This window comes from Pseudomonas sp. 2957 (assembly GCF_031456345.1).
GTDB classification, from domain to species: domain Bacteria; phylum Pseudomonadota; class Gammaproteobacteria; order Pseudomonadales; family Pseudomonadaceae; genus Aquipseudomonas; species Aquipseudomonas siliginis.
This window is the reverse complement of record NZ_JAVDUL010000002.1, coordinates 680,853-698,861: the sequence shown is the minus strand read 5'-3', so window position 1 is coordinate 698,861 and position 18,009 is coordinate 680,853. Positions and strand designations below refer to the sequence as shown.

Below are 18,009 nucleotides of genomic sequence, written 5' to 3'. Positions count from 1 at the left end.
TTGGTTTGACCCGAACAAATCCTTGCGTGCAGCAAAAGGAACAAGCAATGAACGATCAACACTGGGGCCTATCCATCAGTGCGGACATCGTGGTCATCGGCGGTGGCACGGCCGGCATCGGTTTTGTCGCCAGCCTGCTCAAGCGTGACCCGCAGCTTAAAGTCACCGTGATCGAACCGAGTTCACAGCACTACTATCAACCGGCGTGGACGCTGGTCGGCGGTGGCGCGTTTGACGTGAAGCACACGGTCAGGCCGATGAGCAAAGTCATGCCGCGTCAGGCGACGTGGATTCAGGCCAGTGTCAGCGCCATCGACCCGCAAAGCCGTCAACTCACCCTCGACGACCAGCGCACCGTCAGCTATCAGAACCTGATCGTCTGCCCCGGCCTGCGCCTGGCCTGGGAGAAAATCGAAGGCTTGCAGGAAAGCCTCGGCCAGCACGGCGTCACCTCCAACTACAGCTATCAACACGCCCAGTACACCTGGGATCAAGTGCAGAAACTGCGCGATGGCCGGGCGCTGTTCACCCAGCCGGCGATGCCGATCAAATGCGCCGGCGCGCCGCAAAAAGCCCTGTACCTGTCTTGCGATCACTGGCGCAAATCCGCCGTGCTGAAAGACATCAATGTCGAATTCAATCTCGCTGGCGCTGCGCTGTTTGGCGTGCCGACCTTCGTGCCGCCGTTGATGAAGTACATCGAACAGTACGACGCGCAACTGGCTTTCAACTCGAATCTGGTCAAGGTCGACGGCCCGGCAAAAACCGCGTGGTTTGAAGTCAAGGACGCCGACGGCAATGTCAGCCGGGTCGCGAAAACCTTCGACCTGCTGCACGTCGTGCCGCCACAAGTCGCGCCGGATTTCATCGCACAGAGTCCGCTGGCCGATGCCGGCGGTTGGTGCGAAGTCGATCCACACAGCCTGCAGCATCCGCGTTATCCCGACGTGTTCGCACTGGGCGATATCTGCGGCACCAGCAATGCGAAAACTGCCGCAGCGGTGCGCAAGCAGGTTGTCGTCGTTGCGCAGAACCTGCTGGCCGCGCGCAAACAACAGCCGCTGCCGCTCAAGTACGACGGCTACGGTTCCTGCCCGCTGACGGTGGAGAAGGGCAAGGTGATCCTCGCCGAGTTCGGCTATGGCGGCAAACTGCTGCCGACCTTCCCGCTGGACCCGACCGTGGCCCGCCGTTCGGCATGGTGGCTGAAGGCGACGTTGCTGCCGTGGTTCTACTGGCACGGCATGCTCAAGGGCCGCGAGTGGCTGACGCGTCTGTCCAGGGTCGACTGAAAAAACTCCTATGTTGCTGGCAAGTCTGTTTGGCGTGGTGATGGGGCTGGTGCTTGGCCTGACCGGCGCGGGCGGCGGGATTCTCGCAGTGCCGGCGCTGGTGCTCGGGCTCGGCTGGACGATGACGCAAGCGGCGCCGGTGGCCTTGTTTGCGGTCGGCAGCGCGGCAGCGGTCGGGGCGATCGATGGTTTGCGCCATGGCCTGGTGCGTTACCGCGCGGCGCTGTTGATCGCCGCGTTGGGTGCGGTGTTTTCGCCGCTGGGGATCTACTTCGCGCATCAGTTGCCGGAAAAGATTCTGATGATGCTGTTCAGTCTGCTGATGGTCGTGGTCGCCTGGCGAATGTTCAGAAAGGACCGTCAGCAAGCGGGGCCGAGCGATCACGGCCACGCCAGTTGGGGCCAGAAAAACTGCATGCTCAACGAGCAGACCGGGCGCTTCGACTGGACCGCCAAATGCACCGCCACCCTTGCTGCACTGGGCGCGATTACCGGCGTGGTTTCGGGTTTACTTGGCGTCGGCGGCGGCTTTCTGATTGTGCCGGCGTTCAAGCAACTGACCGATGTGCAGATGCGCGGCATCGTTGCGACGTCGTTGATGGTGATCAGTCTGATTTCCGCGATCGGGGTGATCGGCGCGTTTCATGCGGGTGTGCGTATCGACAGTCAGGGTGCGGCGTTCATTGTCGCCAGCATCGTTGGCATGATCGTCGGTCGCAGGCTGTGCGCGCAGGTGCCGGCGCGGGCGTTGCAGGTGGGGTTTGCCAGTGTCTGTCTGGTGGTGGCGGGGTACATGTTGGTGCGGGCGTGAAGATCAACAGATCACAGCCTCGTTGCACTCGACAGCTCCTACAGGGGTATGCGATTCCTGCAGGAGCTGCGATCTTTTCAGCGGGTTACAACACCAGGTGCGGCAGCCACAGCGAAATCGCTGGAACGTAGGTCACCAGCAGCAGCACCAGGAACAGCACGCCATAGAACGGCAGCAGCGCTTTTACGGTGCTTTCGATACTGACCTTGCCCACCGCCGAGCCGACGAAGAGCACGGCGCCTACCGGCGGTGTTATCAATCCGATCCCCAGGTTGACCAGCATGATCATGCCGAACTGCACCGGATCGACACCGATGCCCATGATCACGGGCATCAGGATCGGCGTGAGGATCAGGATCAGCGGCGCCATGTCCATCACTGTGCCCAACAGCAGCAACATCACGTTGATGCACATCAGGATCACGTAGCGGTTGTCCGACAGGGTCAGGAACAGCGTGGTGATCTTCGCCGGGATCTGCATCAGGGTCATGATGTAGCCGAAGCTGGCGGCGAAACCGATCAGGATCATCACAATGGAGATGGTGCGCACCGTGCGGTGCATCAGCTTGGGCAGTTCGCTCCATTTGTAGTCGCGGTAGATGAACATGGTCACGAAGAATGACCACAGCACCGCGATGGCCGCCGATTCAGTGGCGGTGAAAATACCCGAGAGAATGCCGCCGAGGATGATCACCATCGCCATCATGCCCCACAGGGCTTCGCCGACGATCTTCAGCGCCTGGCGCATCGGAATCACTTCGCCCTTGGGGTAGTTGCGCTTTTTCGCGAAGATCAGGCACAGCACCATCAGGCAGGCGCTCATCAGCAGGCCCGGGACGATGCCGGCCATGAACAGCGAAGCGATCGACACCGTACCGCCTGCAGCCAGGGAGTAGAGCACCGAGTTATGGCTTGGCGGGGTCAGCAGGGCTTGCACAGAACCGCTGACGGTCACGGCGGTGGAGAAGTCCCGTGGATAGCCCTTGCGTTCCATTTCCGGAATCAGCACCGAACCCACCGACGCCGTGTCAGCCACCGACGAACCGGAGATCGCGCCGAAGAAAGTCGAGGCAACAATGTTGACCAGCGACAGGCCACCGCGGACGAAACCCACCAGCACCCCCGCACACGCCACCAACCGCCGGGACATGCCGCCCTCGGCCATGATCGCACCGGCGAGGACGAAGAACGGAATGGCCAGCAGCGAGAATTTGTTCACCCCCGAGGCGACCTGGATCATCACCGCCTGGAACGGGATGTCGATCCACCATGCGCCGATCAGCGCAGCGGCGCCCAACGCGTAGGCGACCGGCATGCCGATCAGGATCAATACGATAAAACTGCCCAGCAGAATCAGAGCGTCCATTAAGCGGCACCTTCACTTTCTTCAACCAGGTCGAACTGCACGACCCGCCGTTTGCTCTGGTCACCGAGCAAGAGTTTTTCCAGAACAAAAATCAGCGTCAGCAGGCCGCCCACGGGGATCGGCAGATAGGTCACGCCAACGCGCAGATCGGGCAGGGCGGCCATGAACTGGTTCCAGGTGGAGATGCACAGCTTGGTGCCCCAGATGGTCATGAAGATGCAGATTGCCGCCATCAGCAGTTGCGAAAAAATCGCTGCTGCGGATTTCAGCTGCGGTGGCATGCGGTCGGTGAGCATGGCCACGGCCATGTGCGCACCGGCGCGGTAACTGGCGGCGGCGCCGATGAAGGTGAACACCATCATCAGCAGGATCGCCGTCGGCTCTGGCCAGCTCGAACCGGTGCCGAGCACGTAGCGGGCGAAGACGCCCCAGGGAATCATCAGGGAAATCGCCAGGACGGAAAGGCCGGCGACCCAGATGCACGTCATGTAGATCTTGTCGTTGATACGCAGCAGCAGATTCTTCATCGGGTTCCACCGTAACCGGGCGCGCCTGAACCGCTGGCGCGCCGGGCCTTTTTCATGAGTACGGAGCGGGAGGTGTTACTGAACGGCTTCGATCTTTTTGATCAGATCTGCGTACTTCGCACCGTACTTTTCACGTACCGGAGCGGTGGCGTCGTAGAAGGGTTTCTTGTCAACGGTGATGAACTCGACGCCGGCGGCCTTGAGTTTTTCTTCACTGGCGGCGGACTTCTTGTCCCACAACACGCGTTCTTCAGCCTGGGCAGCTTTGGCCGCCGTTTTCACCATCTTCTGTTGATCCGGAGTGAGTCTTTCCCAGGTGATTTTCGACATCACGATCGGCTCTGGCAGGATCAGGTGACCGGTCAGGCTGTAGAACTTGGCGTTCTGGAAGTGGTTGTGTTCGAGCAGGGTCGGCGGGTTGTTTTCCGCGCCGTCGATCACGCCGGTCTGCAGGGCGCTGAAGATTTCCCCGGTGTCCATGGCGATACCGTTACCGCCCATGGCGTTCATCATGTCGATGAACATCGGGTTGCCTTGTACGCGGATTTTCATGCCCTTGAGGTCTTCGAGCTTGCGCACCGGTTTCTTGGTGTAGATGTTGCGCGTGCCGCCGTCCATCCACGCCAGGGCCACCAATTTGAATTCGGAGTTGGTGATCTTGTCGAGAATCTCATCGCCCACCGGGCCATCGATGACGTTACGCATGTGTTGCTGGTCGCGGAAAATGAACGGCATGTTGAACACGTTCACATCCGGCACCACGGGGCCGACGATACCCAGGCTGACCCGGGACATCTGTATCGCGCCGACTTGCATCTGCTCGATGACTTCCTTCTCGGAACCGAGCACTCCGCCCGGGAAGTACTGGAAGGTCAGTTCGCCGTTGGTTTCCTTGGTCAGGGTCTTGCCCATGTTTTCTTCGGCCACCACGGTTGGATAACCGGCGGGGTGGATGTCAGCGAATTTGAGTTTTATTTCTGCCTGAGCGGAACCAGCGAAGGTGAAAATCAGCGGAAGTGCAGCGGCGAGCAAGGTGCGTTTGAAGTTCATGAGGGGTGAGTCTCCAGTCTTGTTATTTTTGTGTTCAAGGCGCAGCGGTGCAGCAGAGGGTCTAAAGCAAATCGTTGAATTGCGGTTCGGCGAGGCCCTTGACGCCTGGCTTCAGGGCGAACACGCCGCCGGCCAGGGATTGCGGATCGTGGTCATCGCCGGGGCGAATCGAGGCGACAAACAAGGTGTCCAGGTTGCTGCCTCCAAAAGCGCACATGGTCGGTTTCTTCACTGGTACTTCCAGCGAGAAATCCAGTCGGCCATCCGGGGCGAAGCGGTGAATCAGGCCGGCGTCGTTGGCGCAGATCCAGTAGCAGCCTTCGGCATCCACGGCAGCGCCATCGGGGCGGCCGGGGAAATGGTTCATGTCGACGAAGATTCGGCGATTCGATGGAGTGCCGGTCTCGGTGTCGTAATCGAAGGCCCAGATCAGTTGCACATTGGGGTGCGAATCCGACAGGTACATGGTCTTGCCGTCAGGGCTGAAAGCGAGGCCGTTGGGTACGATGAAGCCATCCAGTTGCGCTTCGATCACGCCAGTCTGCCCGGCGCCGTAGCGATAGAGCCGGCCTTCAGGCGCGTTCAGGCCCATGTTCAGCACCATGCTGCCCGCCCAGAAACGCCCTTGGCGATCGCAGCGACCGTCGTTGAGGCGCATGTCCGCGCGGCTGTGCCCGACGGTGGCGAGCAATTCGCTGTCGAGGCTGCCGTCGCTGTGCGGGTGCAGGCGATAGAAACCGCTTTCCATGCCGGCGACCCAGCCGCCACTGCGGTGGCGGCTGATGCAGGCGAGCATTTGCGGGGCTTTCCACGAGGCGACGTGCCCGGTGTCAGCGCTCCAGCGTTGCAGCCCGCCGTTGGGAATATCGACCCAGTACAGGGCGTTTTCCTGCGGCACCCAGACCGGGCTTTCACCGACCGCGTTGCGGGCGTCGACGATCAATTCGGCTTGCATACTCATTCCCTTGGTTTTTATTGGAGGGGGATCAAGTCGAGCGATCAATCGCCAAACGGGCCTGCTGCGACGAAGGCGCCGCCCTGATAGATCCGCGCCGGATCATCGTCGGCTGGCATCGGTTGCGCTTCGACCTTGTCGCGGAACACTTCCGAGGTGTCCTTGGCTTCGAAACCGAGGTGGCTGGCGTAGCGGTTGTCCCACCAGACGTCTTTGTTGCCGGACATGCCGTAGACCACGGTGTGGCCGACGTTTGGTGTGTACAGCGAGCGTTCGAGCAGTTGCGTGAGATCGTCGAAGCTCAGCCAGGTGTGCATCATCCGGCGGTTCTGCGGTTCGGGGAACGAGGAGCCGATGCGGATGCTGACGGTTTCGATACCGTAGCGATCGAAGTAGAAACTGGCCATGTCTTCGCCGTAGGACTTGGACAAGCCGTAGTAACCGTCGGGGCGGCGTGGAGATATGGCGTCGAGTTTCTCGTCCTGTTTGTAGAAACCGATGACGTGGTTGGAGCTGGCGAAGATCACCCGCTTCACACCATGCTTGCGTGCCGCTTCGTAAATGTGGAACACGCCGCAGATGTTGGCGCCGAGGATTTCTTCGAACGGGCGCTCGACCGAGACGCCGCCGAAATGCAGGATCGCATCGACTCCTTCGACCAGTTGATGCACGGCTTGCTTGTCGGCGAGGTCGCAGAGCACGACTTCTTCGTGGTCATCGACGGCCGGGGCGAGGGCGGCGATGTCGGACAGGCGCAGCACATTAGCGTAAGGGCGCAGGCGTTCGCGCAGAACTTTGCCCAAGCCTCCGGCGGCACCGGTCAGCAGCAGGCGGTTGAAAGGAGCGCGGGGGGTAGAGGTAGACGTCATGGCAATCCCTGAACACATTGTTATTAGGTTTGTTGTAGGTTGTCGTATGACTGCGCTGAAGTATCGGTAGGGTTTCCGGATCTTGTCAACGCGACTTTTGGTGTAGATGACGGAAGGGGCGATTCATTTTCTCAACACCCTATACCTGACTTGCAATGCAATCCCCTTGTGGGAGCGAGCCTGCTCGCGAAGGCGTTGTGCCAGTCAGAACAAGTCGACTGGTCCGGCGCTTTCGCGAGCAGGCTCGCTCCCACAGGGCAAACCGCCAACCCTTACAACAACGAAATCGGATAGCTGATGAAAATCCGGTTCTCGTCAAATTCGTTGGTGCTGAAGTCCCGGCGAATGGTCGCGTTGCGCCATTTCACGTTGAGGTTCTTCAGCGGGCCGCTCTGCACGGTGTAGGCCAGTTCCGATTCGCGGCCCCATTCCTTGCCGTCGTTGGTGGTGGCGGTGTGCACGTTATCGCCGCTGATATAGCGGTTCATCAGGGTCAGGCCAGGCACGCCCAGCGCAACGAAGTTGTAGTCGTGACGCACCTGCCAGGAGCGCTCTTTGGCGTTGTCATAACTGGCGTTGTAACTGTCGTTGGCCAGGGTGCCGCCGCTGGTGCCGTTGACGCGCATCCAGGCATCGTCGCCGGTGAGTTTCTGCAGGCCGACGTAGAAGGTGTTGCCACCGTACTTGGCCGAGAGCAGGGCGAACGCGGTCTTGTTGTCGAGGTCGCCGGCCTGAGCGCTGCCGTCTTCCTTGCCGGTGAAGAAACCGAGGTTGGCGCCCAGCGTCCAGTCGCCCATCGGCTGGCTGTGGCTGAGGTTGAAATACTGCTGCTGATAGATGTCGGTGAGCTCGGCGTACCACACGCCGACCATCGTGCGTTTTTCGTTGAAGCTGTATTCGCCGCCGCCGAAGTTGAAGCGATCGGAGGTGAATGCACCGCGGCCGTTCATCGACATGTCTTCCATGCTCGCGTCGTTGCGCGGGCTGTTGCCACGGAACTGGCCGCCGTAGACGGTCAGGCCGTTGATTTCAGTGGACGTGATCTGGCCACCGCGAAAGGTCTGCGGCAGGGAGCGGCCGTCGTCGGAGCGCAGGATCGGCAATACCGGCATCCATTCGCCGACCTTCAATTCGGTCTTCGAGACTTTGGCTTTCAGCGCCACGCCGAGGCGGCCGAAATTGTCAGCCGGGCGCCCGTCATCATGGATCGGCAACAGTTGCGTGCCGCCAGTGCCTTTGCCGCCATCAAGCTTCTGCGAATACAGCCCGAGCACATCGAGGCCGAAGCCCACCGTGCCTTGGGTGAAGCCGGATTTGGCATCGAGAATGAAGCTCTGCGTCCACTCTTCAGCCTTGCCCTGCGGATAGGCCGGGTTGACGAAGTTGCGGTTGAAGTAGGCGTTGCGCAGGTTCAGCGTGGCTTTGCTGTCGTCGAGGAAGCCTTCGGCATCGGCGCTCATGGGCAAGGCCAGAGCGAGGCTGCTGCAACCGATCAGGCTGAGGGTCGAACGCGGCTTGAAATGGGCAAAACGTGAAGGGCGGACGGAATTGCGGGCGAGTGGGCTCACTGTGACGCTCCCTGGATCGTTTGTTGTTTTTATTATTTGTCATACGTCGTCGTACAACATCGATGCGGATATTTCCCAGATTTTCAGGGATTGTCAACTGGAAGTTATACGATGACCTCCCATGCGACGCCGAACCCATGTGGGAGCGAGCCTGCTCGCGAATGCGGACTTTCAATCAATGAAGTTGTCGACTGACACAGCGCTTTCGCGAGCAGGCTCGCTCCCACAGGGTTCCTTGGTGTCTGTCGAGTCGTGTATTGCCCGTGAAATTGCGGCAAACTTCCCTCACCCCCAGCACCAGGCCGATTCATGGATAAATACGCCCCGCGCAACTGGCAACCCCACGAAAAGCCCAGCCTGCCCGGTTCTCCGTCGACACCGCTGCACTCCACGCCCAAGCGCCTGGCGTACGCGGCGGTTGGCGTGCTGGTGGCGGTGACCGGTGGGCTGGGAAACTCGCTGGTGGTTGCCAACCTGCCTTACCTGCAAGGCTCGCTCGGCGCGACCACGGCGGAGATGGCCTGGCTGCCGGCGGCGTATGTGATGACCAACGTGTCGATGAACCTGCTGCTGGTGAAGTTTCGCCAGCAATTCGGCTTGCGCGCGTTCACCGAAGTGTTTCTGGTGCTGTATGCGCTGGTGACCTTCGGCCATTTGTTCGTCAACGATCTCAACTCGGCAGTGGCGGTGCGAGCGGCGCACGGCATGGTCGGTGCGGCGCTGAGCTCGCTGGGTCTGTATTACATGGTGCAGGCGTTTCCGGCGAAGTGGCGGCTCAAAGCGTTGGTACTCGGCCTCGGCACTTCGCAATTGGCGTTGCCGCTGGCGCGGCTGTTTTCCGAAGACCTGTTGCAGATCGCCGAATGGCGCGGCCTCTATCTGTTCGAATTGGGCATGGCCCTGCTGTCACTCGGCTGTGTGTTGCTGCTGAAGTTGCCGCCCGGTGACCGCTTCAAGACCTTCGAAAAACTCGACTTCCTGACCTTCGCCATTCTCGCCACCGGTGTGGCGTTGTTGTGCGCGGTGCTGTCGCTGGGGCGCATCGACTGGTGGCTGGAGGCGGACTGGATCGGCGTGGCGCTGGCCTGTTCGATCGCGCTGATCATTATGGGCCTGGCCATTGAGCACAATCGCAGCAACCCGATGTTGATGACCCGCTGGCTGGGCAGCGGAACGATGATTCGCCTGGCGCTCGCGGTGACCCTGATTCGCATGGTCACCTCGGAGCAATCCACCGGCGCGGTCGGTTTCATGCAGAACCTCAACATGGGCTATGAGCAATTGCACAGTCTGTATGTGGTGATGCTGATCGGCAGTATCGCCGGGCTTGCCACCAGCGCACTGACCATCGACCCCAAACACTTGCTGATGCCGTTGATCATCTCGCTGGCACTGATGGCCACCGGTTCGGTGATGGACAGTTTTTCCAACAACCTGACACGCCCGCAAAATCTCTACTTCAGCCAGTTCCTGCTGGCGTTCGGCAGTACGTTTTTTCTCGGCCCGACCATGGTCTTCGGCACGCGCAACGTGCTGACCAATCCGCGCAACCTGGTGAGTTTTTCCGTGCTGTTCGGGATCTGCAACAACCTCGGTGGGCTGCTCGGCGCGGCGTTGCTTGGCACTTTTCAGATCGTGCGGGAGAAGTACCACTCCAGCCACATCGTCGATCATCTGGTGATGTCCGATCCGTTGGTGGCGGCGCGCGTGCAGAGTGGCGGTTCGGCCTACGGCGGTTTGCTCGCCGACCCGAGCCTGCGCAATCTGGCCGGCATTCGCAGCCTCGCCAATGCGGCAACACGCGAAGCGAACGTGCTGGCCTATAACGATGTCTTCATGCTGATCGCGGTCATTGCCGTCCTGACCATGATCTGGCTTTCGATTCGTGCGTTGTGGCTGATGAGCACCACCAAAGCCATTGAGCCGACACCTTCCGTACCACCCAGCGGTGCCACTTCTTCATGACCGAACCGACCACCACAACCACCAATGCCATCGCCGCCACGCCTGAAGGGGAAGCGCCGCCATCGTCGCCGAACACTGCGCCGCGTTCGCTGCGGGTGCGGATCATATCTTCGCTGGGCTTTGCCGCAATCGCCATCGTCGGCGTGCTGATCGTGCTGTATGCGTGGCAACTGCCGCCGTTCAGCAGTGCGGTCGAAACCACCGAAAACGCCTTGGTGCGCGGGCAGGTGACGATCATCGGCCCGCAGCTCAGCGGCTATGTGTTCGAGGTGCCGGTGCAGGACTTCCAGTACGTCAAGGCCGGGGATCTGCTGGTGCGTCTGGACGACCGCATTTATCAGCAACGCCTCGACCAGTCCCTGGCACAACTGGCGGTGCAGAAGGCCGGGCTGGCCAACGTCGTGCAGCAACGCAACAGCGCCGAGGCAACGATCAAATTGCGTCAGGCGGTGCTCGCCGACAGCCAGGCGCAGTTGCGCAAGAGCGAGGCCGATCTGCGGCGTAATCAGGAACTGGTGCGCGACGGCTCGGTGTCCAAGCGCGAATTCGACGTGACCCTTGCTGCCAACGCGCAGAGCACGGCTTCTGTGGCGCAGGCCAAGGCCAATCTGGAAATCGCCCGTCAGGATCTGCAAACGGTGATCGTCAATCGCGGCTCGCTGGAGGCCGCCGTGGCCAGTGCCGAAGCAGCGGTGCAACTGGCGCGCATCGATCTGTCGAACACGCGAATTGTCGCCCCGCGCGACGGCCAGCTCGGGCAGATCGGCGTGCGCTTGGGCGCCTACGTCAACTCCGGCGCGCAATTGATGGCGCTGGTCCCGGACCAGAAATGGGTGATCGCCAACATGAAGGAAACCCAGATGGCCAACGTACGTGTCGGGCAACCGGTGCGCTTCACCGTCGACGCCTTGAACCACCGCAGATTCACCGGCCATGTGCAGCATATTTCGCCGGGCACCGGCTCGGAATTTGCCTTGCTGCAGGCCGACAACGCCACCGGCAACTTCGTCAAGATCGCCCAGCGGGTGCCGGTGCGCATCACTATCGATCCCGATCAGCAGGAAGCAGAACGCTTGCGGCCGGGGATGTCAGTTGTTGTCAGCATCGACACCGCCGCCGGCGACACCCAACCCCACTGATCAATGCATAACCCTGTGGGAGCGAGCCTGCTCGCGAAAGCGTCGTATCAGTAACATTTCTTTATCTGACACACCGCTTTCGCGAGCAGGCTCGCTCCCACAGGATTAGTGCTCACGGGCTCTATTCATTCGGGCGAGGGGGTGACCCGGCAACTTTTGCGGTTGCGAATCTGCTCGTCGCTGGGCCTCTCGCGAACGAATTCGAAACGCGGTTCGCCTTCGCTGTAATGCACCAGCCAGCCCCATTCCAGTTCGCTTTCGTCCTGTCCGGGATGTGGTGGCCGGGCCCACCAGGGTTCTTTGCTGAGGATCTCGCGCATGGCAGCCTCCGGTTGATGGCAATCCCTGAACTATAGCTTCCTGTCGCGAGTCGTCAGAACAGGCTGTGTAGAATCGGCGCGATCATGACGAACAAGGGGGCAGGGCAATGATTGATGGGGTGCGCAAGGATGAACCTGCAAAGCGGCTGTTCTTTGCCCTGGATTGCCCGCCGGCGCAGCGCAAGGCAATCGCCCAGTGGCGCGCAGAACTGGGCCTGCGCAGCGGCAAACCGGTGCCGGCGGATAACTTTCATCTGACTCTGCTGTTCCTCGGTGCGGTGCCGTTGGCGCAGATTCACGGCGTCTGCGAAGCAGCGGGCAGTGTGCGTATTCCGGGCGAAACGTTGCGTATTGAGCTGGATCGCTTGCAGGTCTGGCATCGCGCCGGTGTGCTGTCGCTGGCGCCCGAGCAGGCACCGCCGGCGCTGTTGCGCCTGGTCTACGCGCTGGAGCAGGCGATGCTGCCGTTCGGTTTTGAACAACCCACCCACGAGTTCCGTCCGCACTTGACGCTGGCCCGCGAGTACCGCGCGCCGGAGCCGGAAGCGCGCACGCCGCCGGAGTTTTTCCTGCGCCCTGAACGCTTCGGCTTGTACGAATCGCACAAGGGCCGCTATCGAGTTGTGCAGGACTGGCCGCTGATCTGAACGGACAAAAAAAGGCGCCCGAAGGCGCCTGCAAATTCACCCGAGCCGAGGGAGCCGGGTGAGGCCGTTCAGAGCAGGGTGCAGCGGTGGTAAGGCGCTGCGTGAACGGAAAATTTTCAGCACTGCATTGCTTCATTGTGGGAGCGAGCCTGCTCGCGAAAGGGTCGGCACATGCGGCATCTCAATCGCCTGACACGACGCCTTCGCGAGCAGGCTCGCTCCCACATTTTGATCATCGGTGTTTTTATTTACCGAGCTTCACCCGCGTCCAGCCGCGCGTCATGATCCGCTGCGTGGCAATTGGCTGATCCGGCACTGCATACAACGTCGCCATCACCGCTTGCGACGGATACGAGCCCGGTTCGTTGCGGATCGCTTCGTCCACCAGTGGCGTGGCCGCTGCGTTGGCGTTGCTGTAGCCGATGCTGTTGGTGACTTCGGCAATGATGTCCGGGCGCATCAGGAAATCCATGAACAGGTAGGCGTTGTCGACGTTCGCCGCATCACGGGGGATGGCGACCATGTCGTAGAAACTGCCGGCGCCTTCCTTGGGTATGCTGTAGTCGATCACCACCTTGTTGCCCGATTCCACCGCGCGGGCCTTGGCCTGCAGGACATCGCCGGAGTAACCGACCGCCACGCAGATGTTGCCGTTGGCCAGGTCGGAGATGTACTTCGAGGAATGAAAGTACGCCACGTAAGGGCGGATTTTCATGAACAGCGCTTCGGCTTCGGCGATGTGCGCCTTGTCCTTGTCGTTCACCGGATAGCCCAGGTAGTGCAGGGCGGCCGGGAGCATCTCGGTCGGCGAATCGAGGAAGCTGATGCCGCAGGCTTTGAGTTTTTCCGCGTTCTCCGGTTTGAACAGCAAGTCCCAGGAGTTGGTCGGGGCGTTGGCGCCGAGCACTTCCTTGACCTTCGCCGGGTTGAAACCGATGCCGATCGAGCCCCACATGTACGGGAACGCATGCGCGTTGTCCGGATCACTGGCGGAAGCGTTTTTCAGCAATACCGGGTTGAGATTCTTCCAGTTCGGCAGCTTCGACTTGTCCAGCGGCTGGTAGACGCCGGCTTTGATCTGCTTGGCCAGAAAACTGTTCGACGGCACGACGATGTCATAGCCGGATTTGCCTGCGAGCAGGCGCGCTTCAAGGGTTTCGTTGCTGTCGAAGACGTCGTAGGTCACGCGAATGCCGGTCTCGTCTTCGAATTTCTTCACGGTGTCCGGCGCGATGTAATCGGACCAGTTGTAAACACGCAGCACCTTGTCGTTGGCCTGGGCGCCCATGACCATTGCGCCCATTAAGGACAGTGTCAGCAGAGTCCTGCCAAACATTTTCATCGGTACAACTCCCTTCTTCTTATTCAAAAACACAAAAGCTCGGTGCACTTGAACCTTGTGGCGAGGGGATTTATCCCCGCTCGGCTGCGTAGCAGTCGCAAAACCTGAATACGGAGTCTTCAGGTAGAACTGCAGGGGCCGCTTCGCAGCCCAACGGGGATAAATCCCCTCGCCACAGTTGTTCATCGGTGTTGCTCAGGCAGTCGCCGTTGCCGGCTGTTGCCACGACTCGCTCGCCGTCTGATCCATCGCTTCCTGGATCGCCCGTTTGCGATTGGCTTCGGCCTTGCGGCCGAAATACCAGACGAGGAAAGTCACCAGCGATACCGCCAGTAGAATCAGGCTGGCCACGGCGTTGATCTCGGGTTTCACACCCAGACGCACCGCCGAGAACACTTCCATCGGCAGCGTCGTCGAGCCCGGCCCGGAAACGAAACTCGCCAGCACCAGATCGTCCAGCGACAAGGCAAACGACATCATTCCGCCGGCGGCCAGTGACGGCGCGATCATGGGAATGGTGATCAGGAAAAACACTTTGAATGGTTTGGCGCCGAGGTCCATCGCCGCTTCTTCGATCGACAGATCCAGCTCGCGAAGGCGCGCGGAGACTACCACCGCGACATAGGCTGCACAAAACGTGGTGTGGGCGATCCAGATGGTGACGATGCCGCGCTCCTGCGGCCAGCCGATCAGTTGCGCCATCGCCACGAACAGCAGCAACAGCGACAGACCGGTGATCACTTCCGGCATCACCAACGGCGCGGTCACCAGGCCGCCGAACAGCGTGCGGCCCTTGAAGCGCGTCACCCGCGTCAGCACGAACGCCGCCAGCGTCCCCAGTGCCACAGCGGCAATCGCGGTGTAGCAGGCGATCTCCAGCGAGCGCAGCACCGAGCCCATCAGTTGCGTGTTGTCGAGCAGGCCGACATACCACTTCACTGACCAGCCACCCCACACCGTCACCAGTTTCGAGGCGTTGAACGAGTAGATCACCAGAATCAGCATCGGCAGATAAATGAACATCAAGCCGAAGATCAGCATGAATTTGGAAAAGTTGAAGCGTTTCATCCCCGTGCCTCCATCTCTTTGGCCTGGCTGCGGTTGAACAGCAGAATCGGCACAATCAGGATCAACAGCATCACCACCGCCAGCGCGGAAGCCACCGGCCAGTCGCGGTTATTGAAGAACTCCTGCCACAGCACGCGACCGATCATCAGCGTCTCCGGGCCACCCAGCAGTTCCGGGATCACGAACTCGCCAACTACCGGAATGAACACCAGCATGCAGCCGGCAATGATGCCGTTCTTGGCCAGCGGCACGGTGATCTTCCAGAAGTTGTTGAAGTTGCTCGAACCCAGATCCTGCGCGGCTTCCAGCAGGCTGTTGTCGTGCTTGACGAGGTTGGCGTAGAGCGGCAGAACCATGAACGGCAGATACGCGTAAACCACACCGATATAGACGGCAGTGTTGGTGTTGAGGATCTCGATCGGGTGATCGGTGAGCCCGGTCCACATCAGGAACCCGTTGAGCAGACCGTTGTTGCTGAGGATGCCCATCCACGCATACACGCGGATCAGGATCGCCGTCCAGGTCGGCATCATGATCAACAGCAGCAGGACATTTTGCGTTTCCTTGCCGGTCTTGGTGATCGCGTACGCCATCGGGAAACCGATCACCAGGCACATCAGCGTGCTCAGTGCCGCGACTTTCAGCGAGCCGAGGTACGCCGACAGGTACAGCTCGTCTTCGCCGAGCAGGGTGTAGTTGCCGATGTTCAGCAGCAGCTGGAATTTCTGTTCGGCGAAGGTGTAGATCTCCGAGTACGGCGGGATCGACAGCGCGGCTTCCGAGAAGCTGATCTTCATCACCAGAAAGAACGGCAGCATGAAGAACAGGAACAGCCAGATGAACGGAATGCCGATCACCAGTTTTCGTCCGCTGGGCACCAGGCGCAAGAATTGCTGATTGAAAGTTCTCATGAGCGCAGCACCACGCCGCTGTCGTCTTCCCACCAGACGTAGACTTTGTCGTCCCAGGTCGGCCGCGCGCCACGCCGCTCGGCATTGGCCATGAACGACTGGACGATCTTGCCGCCGGGCAGCTCGACGTAGAACACCGAATGGCCGCCGAGGTAGGCGATGTCGTGGACCTTGCCTTCGGACCAGTTGTAGCGGAACTCCGGTTGAGTGGTGCTGACGAGCATTTTTTCCGGGCGAATGGCGTAGGTGATCGACTTGTCCTGCACCGACGTGCTGACGCCGTGACCGACATAGATCTTCTGCTGCAAGTCGGGGCTGTGAATGATCGCGTGGCCTTCGAGATCTTCCACCACGGTGCCGTCAAAGGCGTTCACGTTGCCGATGAATTCGCAGACCATGCGGCTGACCGGCGCTTCATAAATGTCCACCGGGCTGCCGATCTGCGCGATCCAGCCCAGGTGCATGATCGCGATGCGCTGGGCCATGGTCATGGCTTCTTCCTGGTCGTGGGTGACCATGACGCAGGTCACGCCAACGCGCTCGATGATTTCCACCAGCTCAAGCTGCATCTGCGACCGCAGCTTTTTATCCAGCGCGCCCATCGGCTCGTCGAGCAGCAACAGTTTCGGCCGTTTGGCCAACGAGCGGGCGAGGGCGACGCGCTGACGCTGGCCGCCGGACAACTGGTGCGGGCGGCGCTTGGCGTATTGGGTCATGTGCACCAGACGCAGCATTTCTTCGACGCGGGCATCGATTTCGCTGGCAGGCAAACGGTCCTGCTTGAGGCCGAAGGCGATGTTCTGCGCCACGGTCATGTGCGGGAACAGCGCGTAGGACTGGAACATCATGTTGATCGGCCGCTCGTACGGCGGCATGTCGGTGATGTCCACGCCATCGAGCAGAATCCGCCCCTCGGTCGGCCGCTCGAAACCGGCGAGCATGCGCAGCAGAGTCGATTTGCCCGAACCGGAACCGCCCAGCAGCGCGAAGATTTCGCCCTGATGGATCTCCAGGGACACATCGTCCACGGCCACGGTTTCGTCGAACTTCTTGGTGACACGATCGACTTTCACCAGCACCTTTTTCGGTTGCTGCTGACCTTCGAGTGCCTTGCGGTAAGTGCTGGAGGCGTTTGCCATGTGAAACTCCCAACAGGTGTCGTGTGCCTGGCCAATGTGGCCGGGCTTAAGTGGATTGCGGAACGGTCCGGAATGCCTGTCAGCTCCCACAGGGGATATGCGTTGACCTGAGTGGCCTTTGTCCGTACCGATCCGGCTTGTTCGGCGCCGCCGTCCTGGCTGCCTGGGTCGTACTTGTTGTTATCACGGGTGTTGCGGTTCACGGCTGACGGATGTGCAGATGCACATCCGTCAGCCGTGGGGGCAGTAAATTGTTATCGAGTCTGGGATTGCGTCAGCGCTGACTGCGCTTCGCCGCCCGTTGCCGGCACGCTGCGCCGAACGTCTGGAAAATCTTCAGGTAGTTCGGGTTGTCCAGCACTTGCCATTCCGGGTGCCATTGCACGCCGAGGGCGAAGGTCGGGCTGTGCTCGACCGAGATCGCCTCGATCAAACCGTCCGGCGCCACGGCTTCAGCACGCAGGCCGGGAGCGAGGCGGTCGATGCCTTGGCTGTGAATCGAATTGACCTGAAATTTGTCGGGCAGCCCCAACGCTTCGAACACGCCGCCAGCGATCACGCTGACCGCATGGGCCGGTGCATATTGCACGGCGACATCCGGGCTGTCGGCTTCACGGTGATCAAGCATGCCGGGCAGCTCATGCACCTTCTGATGCAGGCTGCCGCCGAACGCCACATTCATTTCCTGGAAACCACGGCAGATGCCGAGCACCGGAACGCCCGCCGCGATGGCTGCACGCAATAAAGGAAGGGTGGTGGCGTCGCGGGCCGGATCATGATCCGTGCCGGGGGCGCTGGCCGCGCCTTGATAGTGGAAGGGCTCCACGTTCGAGGGAGAGCCGGTAAGCAACAGACCGTCGAGTTGACCGAGCAGGTCTTCGATCTCAGTCAGATTGCCGAGGGAAGGAATGACCACTGGCAACCCTTGAGCGCCAACGCTGACAGCACGTACGTACTTGTCGCCGCTGATGTGATAGGGGTGCAGGCCAATCTGTTTGACGCACGCAGTAACGCCGATCAATGGCTTGAATGCCATTTTT

Annotated in this window: 17 protein-coding genes; 5 read left to right on the top strand and 12 right to left on the bottom strand. The window is 60.6% G+C overall.

Annotated elements, in window-relative coordinates:
• Positions 1-47: 47 nt before the first annotated feature.
• Both J2Y39_RS08645 and J2Y39_RS08640 read left to right on the top strand, forming a co-directional pair.
• Positions 48-1,292 carry an FAD/NAD(P)-binding oxidoreductase gene (locus J2Y39_RS08645; protein ID WP_310216721.1) on the top strand — a complete coding sequence of 415 codons (1,245 nt, stop codon included), beginning with the start codon at positions 48-50 and terminating at the stop codon, positions 1,290-1,292.
• Between the two features lie 10 nt (positions 1,293-1,302).
• The gene (locus J2Y39_RS08640) at positions 1,303-2,103 is read left to right on the top strand and encodes a sulfite exporter TauE/SafE family protein (protein WP_310216718.1); all 801 of its coding nucleotides are present in this window, start codon (positions 1,303-1,305) and stop codon (positions 2,101-2,103) included.
• 85 nt (positions 2,104-2,188) lie between these two features.
• Here the strand turns inward: J2Y39_RS08640 and J2Y39_RS08635 are convergent, their stop codons facing one another.
• From J2Y39_RS08635 to J2Y39_RS08610, 6 genes are all read right to left on the bottom strand, one after another.
• Positions 2,189-3,469 (bottom strand): TRAP transporter large permease, encoded by a 1,281-nt coding sequence (locus J2Y39_RS08635; protein WP_016775191.1) that lies wholly within the window; start codon positions 3,467-3,469, stop codon positions 2,189-2,191.
• Positions 3,469-3,996: a TRAP transporter small permease gene (locus J2Y39_RS08630; RefSeq protein WP_056789065.1), complete on the bottom strand. Its 528-nt coding sequence runs from the start codon at positions 3,994-3,996 to the stop codon at positions 3,469-3,471. The genes J2Y39_RS08635 and J2Y39_RS08630 overlap by 1 nt, the downstream gene beginning before the upstream one ends.
• A 75-nt stretch (positions 3,997-4,071) precedes the next feature.
• Positions 4,072-5,046, bottom strand: a complete 975-nt coding sequence (locus J2Y39_RS08625; protein WP_095182005.1) for a TRAP transporter substrate-binding protein — start codon at positions 5,044-5,046, stop codon at positions 4,072-4,074.
• Between the two features lie 61 nt (positions 5,047-5,107).
• Positions 5,108-6,001: an SMP-30/gluconolactonase/LRE family protein gene (locus J2Y39_RS08620; RefSeq protein WP_310216713.1), complete on the bottom strand. Its 894-nt coding sequence runs from the start codon at positions 5,999-6,001 to the stop codon at positions 5,108-5,110.
• 44 nt (positions 6,002-6,045) lie between these two features.
• Positions 6,046-6,870, bottom strand: coding sequence for an NAD(P)-dependent oxidoreductase (locus tag J2Y39_RS08615; RefSeq protein WP_310216711.1), 825 nt, complete (start codon positions 6,868-6,870; stop codon positions 6,046-6,048).
• Positions 6,871-7,142: 272 nt separating this feature from the next.
• The gene (locus J2Y39_RS08610; protein WP_016775185.1) at positions 7,143-8,438 is read right to left on the bottom strand and encodes an OprD family porin; all 1,296 of its coding nucleotides are present in this window, start codon (positions 8,436-8,438) and stop codon (positions 7,143-7,145) included.
• 309 nt (positions 8,439-8,747) lie between these two features.
• Here J2Y39_RS08610 and J2Y39_RS08605 point away from each other — a divergent pair, with 309 nt between their 5' ends.
• Both J2Y39_RS08605 and J2Y39_RS08600 read left to right on the top strand, forming a co-directional pair.
• A complete protein-coding gene (locus J2Y39_RS08605) occupies positions 8,748-10,403 on the top strand; it encodes an MFS transporter (protein ID WP_236168615.1) in 1,656 nt (551 codons plus the stop codon).
• On the top strand, positions 10,400-11,542 hold the full coding sequence (locus J2Y39_RS08600) for an HlyD family secretion protein (RefSeq protein ID WP_041480937.1): 1,143 nt from the start codon (positions 10,400-10,402) through the stop codon (positions 11,540-11,542). The genes J2Y39_RS08605 and J2Y39_RS08600 overlap by 4 nt, the downstream gene beginning before the upstream one ends.
• 125 nt (positions 11,543-11,667) lie before the next feature.
• Here the strand turns inward: J2Y39_RS08600 and J2Y39_RS08595 are convergent, their stop codons facing one another.
• Positions 11,668-11,862 carry a hypothetical protein gene (locus J2Y39_RS08595; protein ID WP_024013337.1) on the bottom strand — a complete coding sequence of 65 codons (195 nt, stop codon included), beginning with the start codon at positions 11,860-11,862 and terminating at the stop codon, positions 11,668-11,670.
• Positions 11,863-11,969: 107 nt separating this feature from the next.
• On the opposite strand from J2Y39_RS08595, the gene thpR reads away from it, so the two are divergent.
• Positions 11,970-12,509, top strand: a complete 540-nt coding sequence (thpR, locus tag J2Y39_RS08590) for an RNA 2',3'-cyclic phosphodiesterase (RefSeq protein WP_310216703.1) — start codon at positions 11,970-11,972, stop codon at positions 12,507-12,509.
• A gap of 244 nt (positions 12,510-12,753) precedes the next feature.
• Here thpR and J2Y39_RS08585 read toward each other — a convergent pair whose 3' ends face one another.
• The 5 genes from J2Y39_RS08585 to J2Y39_RS08565 form a co-directional block, all read right to left on the bottom strand.
• Positions 12,754-13,851 carry a polyamine ABC transporter substrate-binding protein gene (locus tag J2Y39_RS08585; RefSeq protein ID WP_073471234.1) on the bottom strand — a complete coding sequence of 366 codons (1,098 nt, stop codon included), beginning with the start codon at positions 13,849-13,851 and terminating at the stop codon, positions 12,754-12,756.
• Positions 13,852-14,046: 195 nt separating this feature from the next.
• Positions 14,047-14,919 (bottom strand): ABC transporter permease subunit, encoded by an 873-nt coding sequence (locus J2Y39_RS08580; protein WP_150634995.1) that lies wholly within the window; start codon positions 14,917-14,919, stop codon positions 14,047-14,049.
• Positions 14,916-15,830, bottom strand: a complete 915-nt coding sequence (locus J2Y39_RS08575; RefSeq protein ID WP_024013334.1) for an ABC transporter permease subunit — start codon at positions 15,828-15,830, stop codon at positions 14,916-14,918. The genes J2Y39_RS08580 and J2Y39_RS08575 overlap by 4 nt, the downstream gene beginning before the upstream one ends.
• Positions 15,827-16,969 carry a polyamine ABC transporter ATP-binding protein gene (potA, locus tag J2Y39_RS08570; RefSeq protein ID WP_024013333.1) on the bottom strand — a complete coding sequence of 381 codons (1,143 nt, stop codon included), beginning with the start codon at positions 16,967-16,969 and terminating at the stop codon, positions 15,827-15,829. The genes J2Y39_RS08575 and potA overlap by 4 nt, the downstream gene beginning before the upstream one ends.
• A 274-nt stretch (positions 16,970-17,243) precedes the next feature.
• Positions 17,244-18,005: a gamma-glutamyl-gamma-aminobutyrate hydrolase family protein gene (locus J2Y39_RS08565; protein ID WP_310216691.1), complete on the bottom strand. Its 762-nt coding sequence runs from the start codon at positions 18,003-18,005 to the stop codon at positions 17,244-17,246.
• Between the last annotated feature and the right edge of the window lie 4 nt (positions 18,006-18,009).

Coding starts and splice junctions, on each gene's coding strand:
- J2Y39_RS08645 (WP_310216721.1), top strand. CDS start 48: ATGAACGATCAACACTGGGGCCTATCCATCAGTGCGGACATCGTGGTC.
- J2Y39_RS08640 (WP_310216718.1), top strand. CDS start 1,303: ATGTTGCTGGCAAGTCTGTTTGGCGTGGTGATGGGGCTGGTGCTTGGC.
- J2Y39_RS08635 (WP_016775191.1), bottom strand. CDS start 3,469: ATGGACGCTCTGATTCTGCTGGGCAGTTTTATCGTATTGATCCTGATC.
- J2Y39_RS08630 (WP_056789065.1), bottom strand. CDS start 3,996: ATGAAGAATCTGCTGCTGCGTATCAACGACAAGATCTACATGACGTGC.
- J2Y39_RS08625 (WP_095182005.1), bottom strand. CDS start 5,046: ATGAACTTCAAACGCACCTTGCTCGCCGCTGCACTTCCGCTGATTTTC.
- J2Y39_RS08620 (WP_310216713.1), bottom strand. CDS start 6,001: ATGCAAGCCGAATTGATCGTCGACGCCCGCAACGCGGTCGGTGAAAGC.
- J2Y39_RS08615 (WP_310216711.1), bottom strand. CDS start 6,870: ATGACGTCTACCTCTACCCCCCGCGCTCCTTTCAACCGCCTGCTGCTG.
- J2Y39_RS08605 (WP_236168615.1), top strand. CDS start 8,748: ATGGATAAATACGCCCCGCGCAACTGGCAACCCCACGAAAAGCCCAGC.
- J2Y39_RS08600 (WP_041480937.1), top strand. CDS start 10,400: ATGACCGAACCGACCACCACAACCACCAATGCCATCGCCGCCACGCCT.
- J2Y39_RS08595 (WP_024013337.1), bottom strand. CDS start 11,862: ATGCGCGAGATCCTCAGCAAAGAACCCTGGTGGGCCCGGCCACCACAT.
- thpR (WP_310216703.1), top strand. CDS start 11,970: ATGATTGATGGGGTGCGCAAGGATGAACCTGCAAAGCGGCTGTTCTTT.
- J2Y39_RS08585 (WP_073471234.1), bottom strand. CDS start 13,851: ATGAAAATGTTTGGCAGGACTCTGCTGACACTGTCCTTAATGGGCGCA.
- J2Y39_RS08580 (WP_150634995.1), bottom strand. CDS start 14,919: ATGAAACGCTTCAACTTTTCCAAATTCATGCTGATCTTCGGCTTGATG.
- J2Y39_RS08575 (WP_024013334.1), bottom strand. CDS start 15,830: ATGAGAACTTTCAATCAGCAATTCTTGCGCCTGGTGCCCAGCGGACGA.
- potA (WP_024013333.1), bottom strand. CDS start 16,969: ATGGCAAACGCCTCCAGCACTTACCGCAAGGCACTCGAAGGTCAGCAG.
- J2Y39_RS08565 (WP_310216691.1), bottom strand. CDS start 18,005: ATGGCATTCAAGCCATTGATCGGCGTTACTGCGTGCGTCAAACAGATT.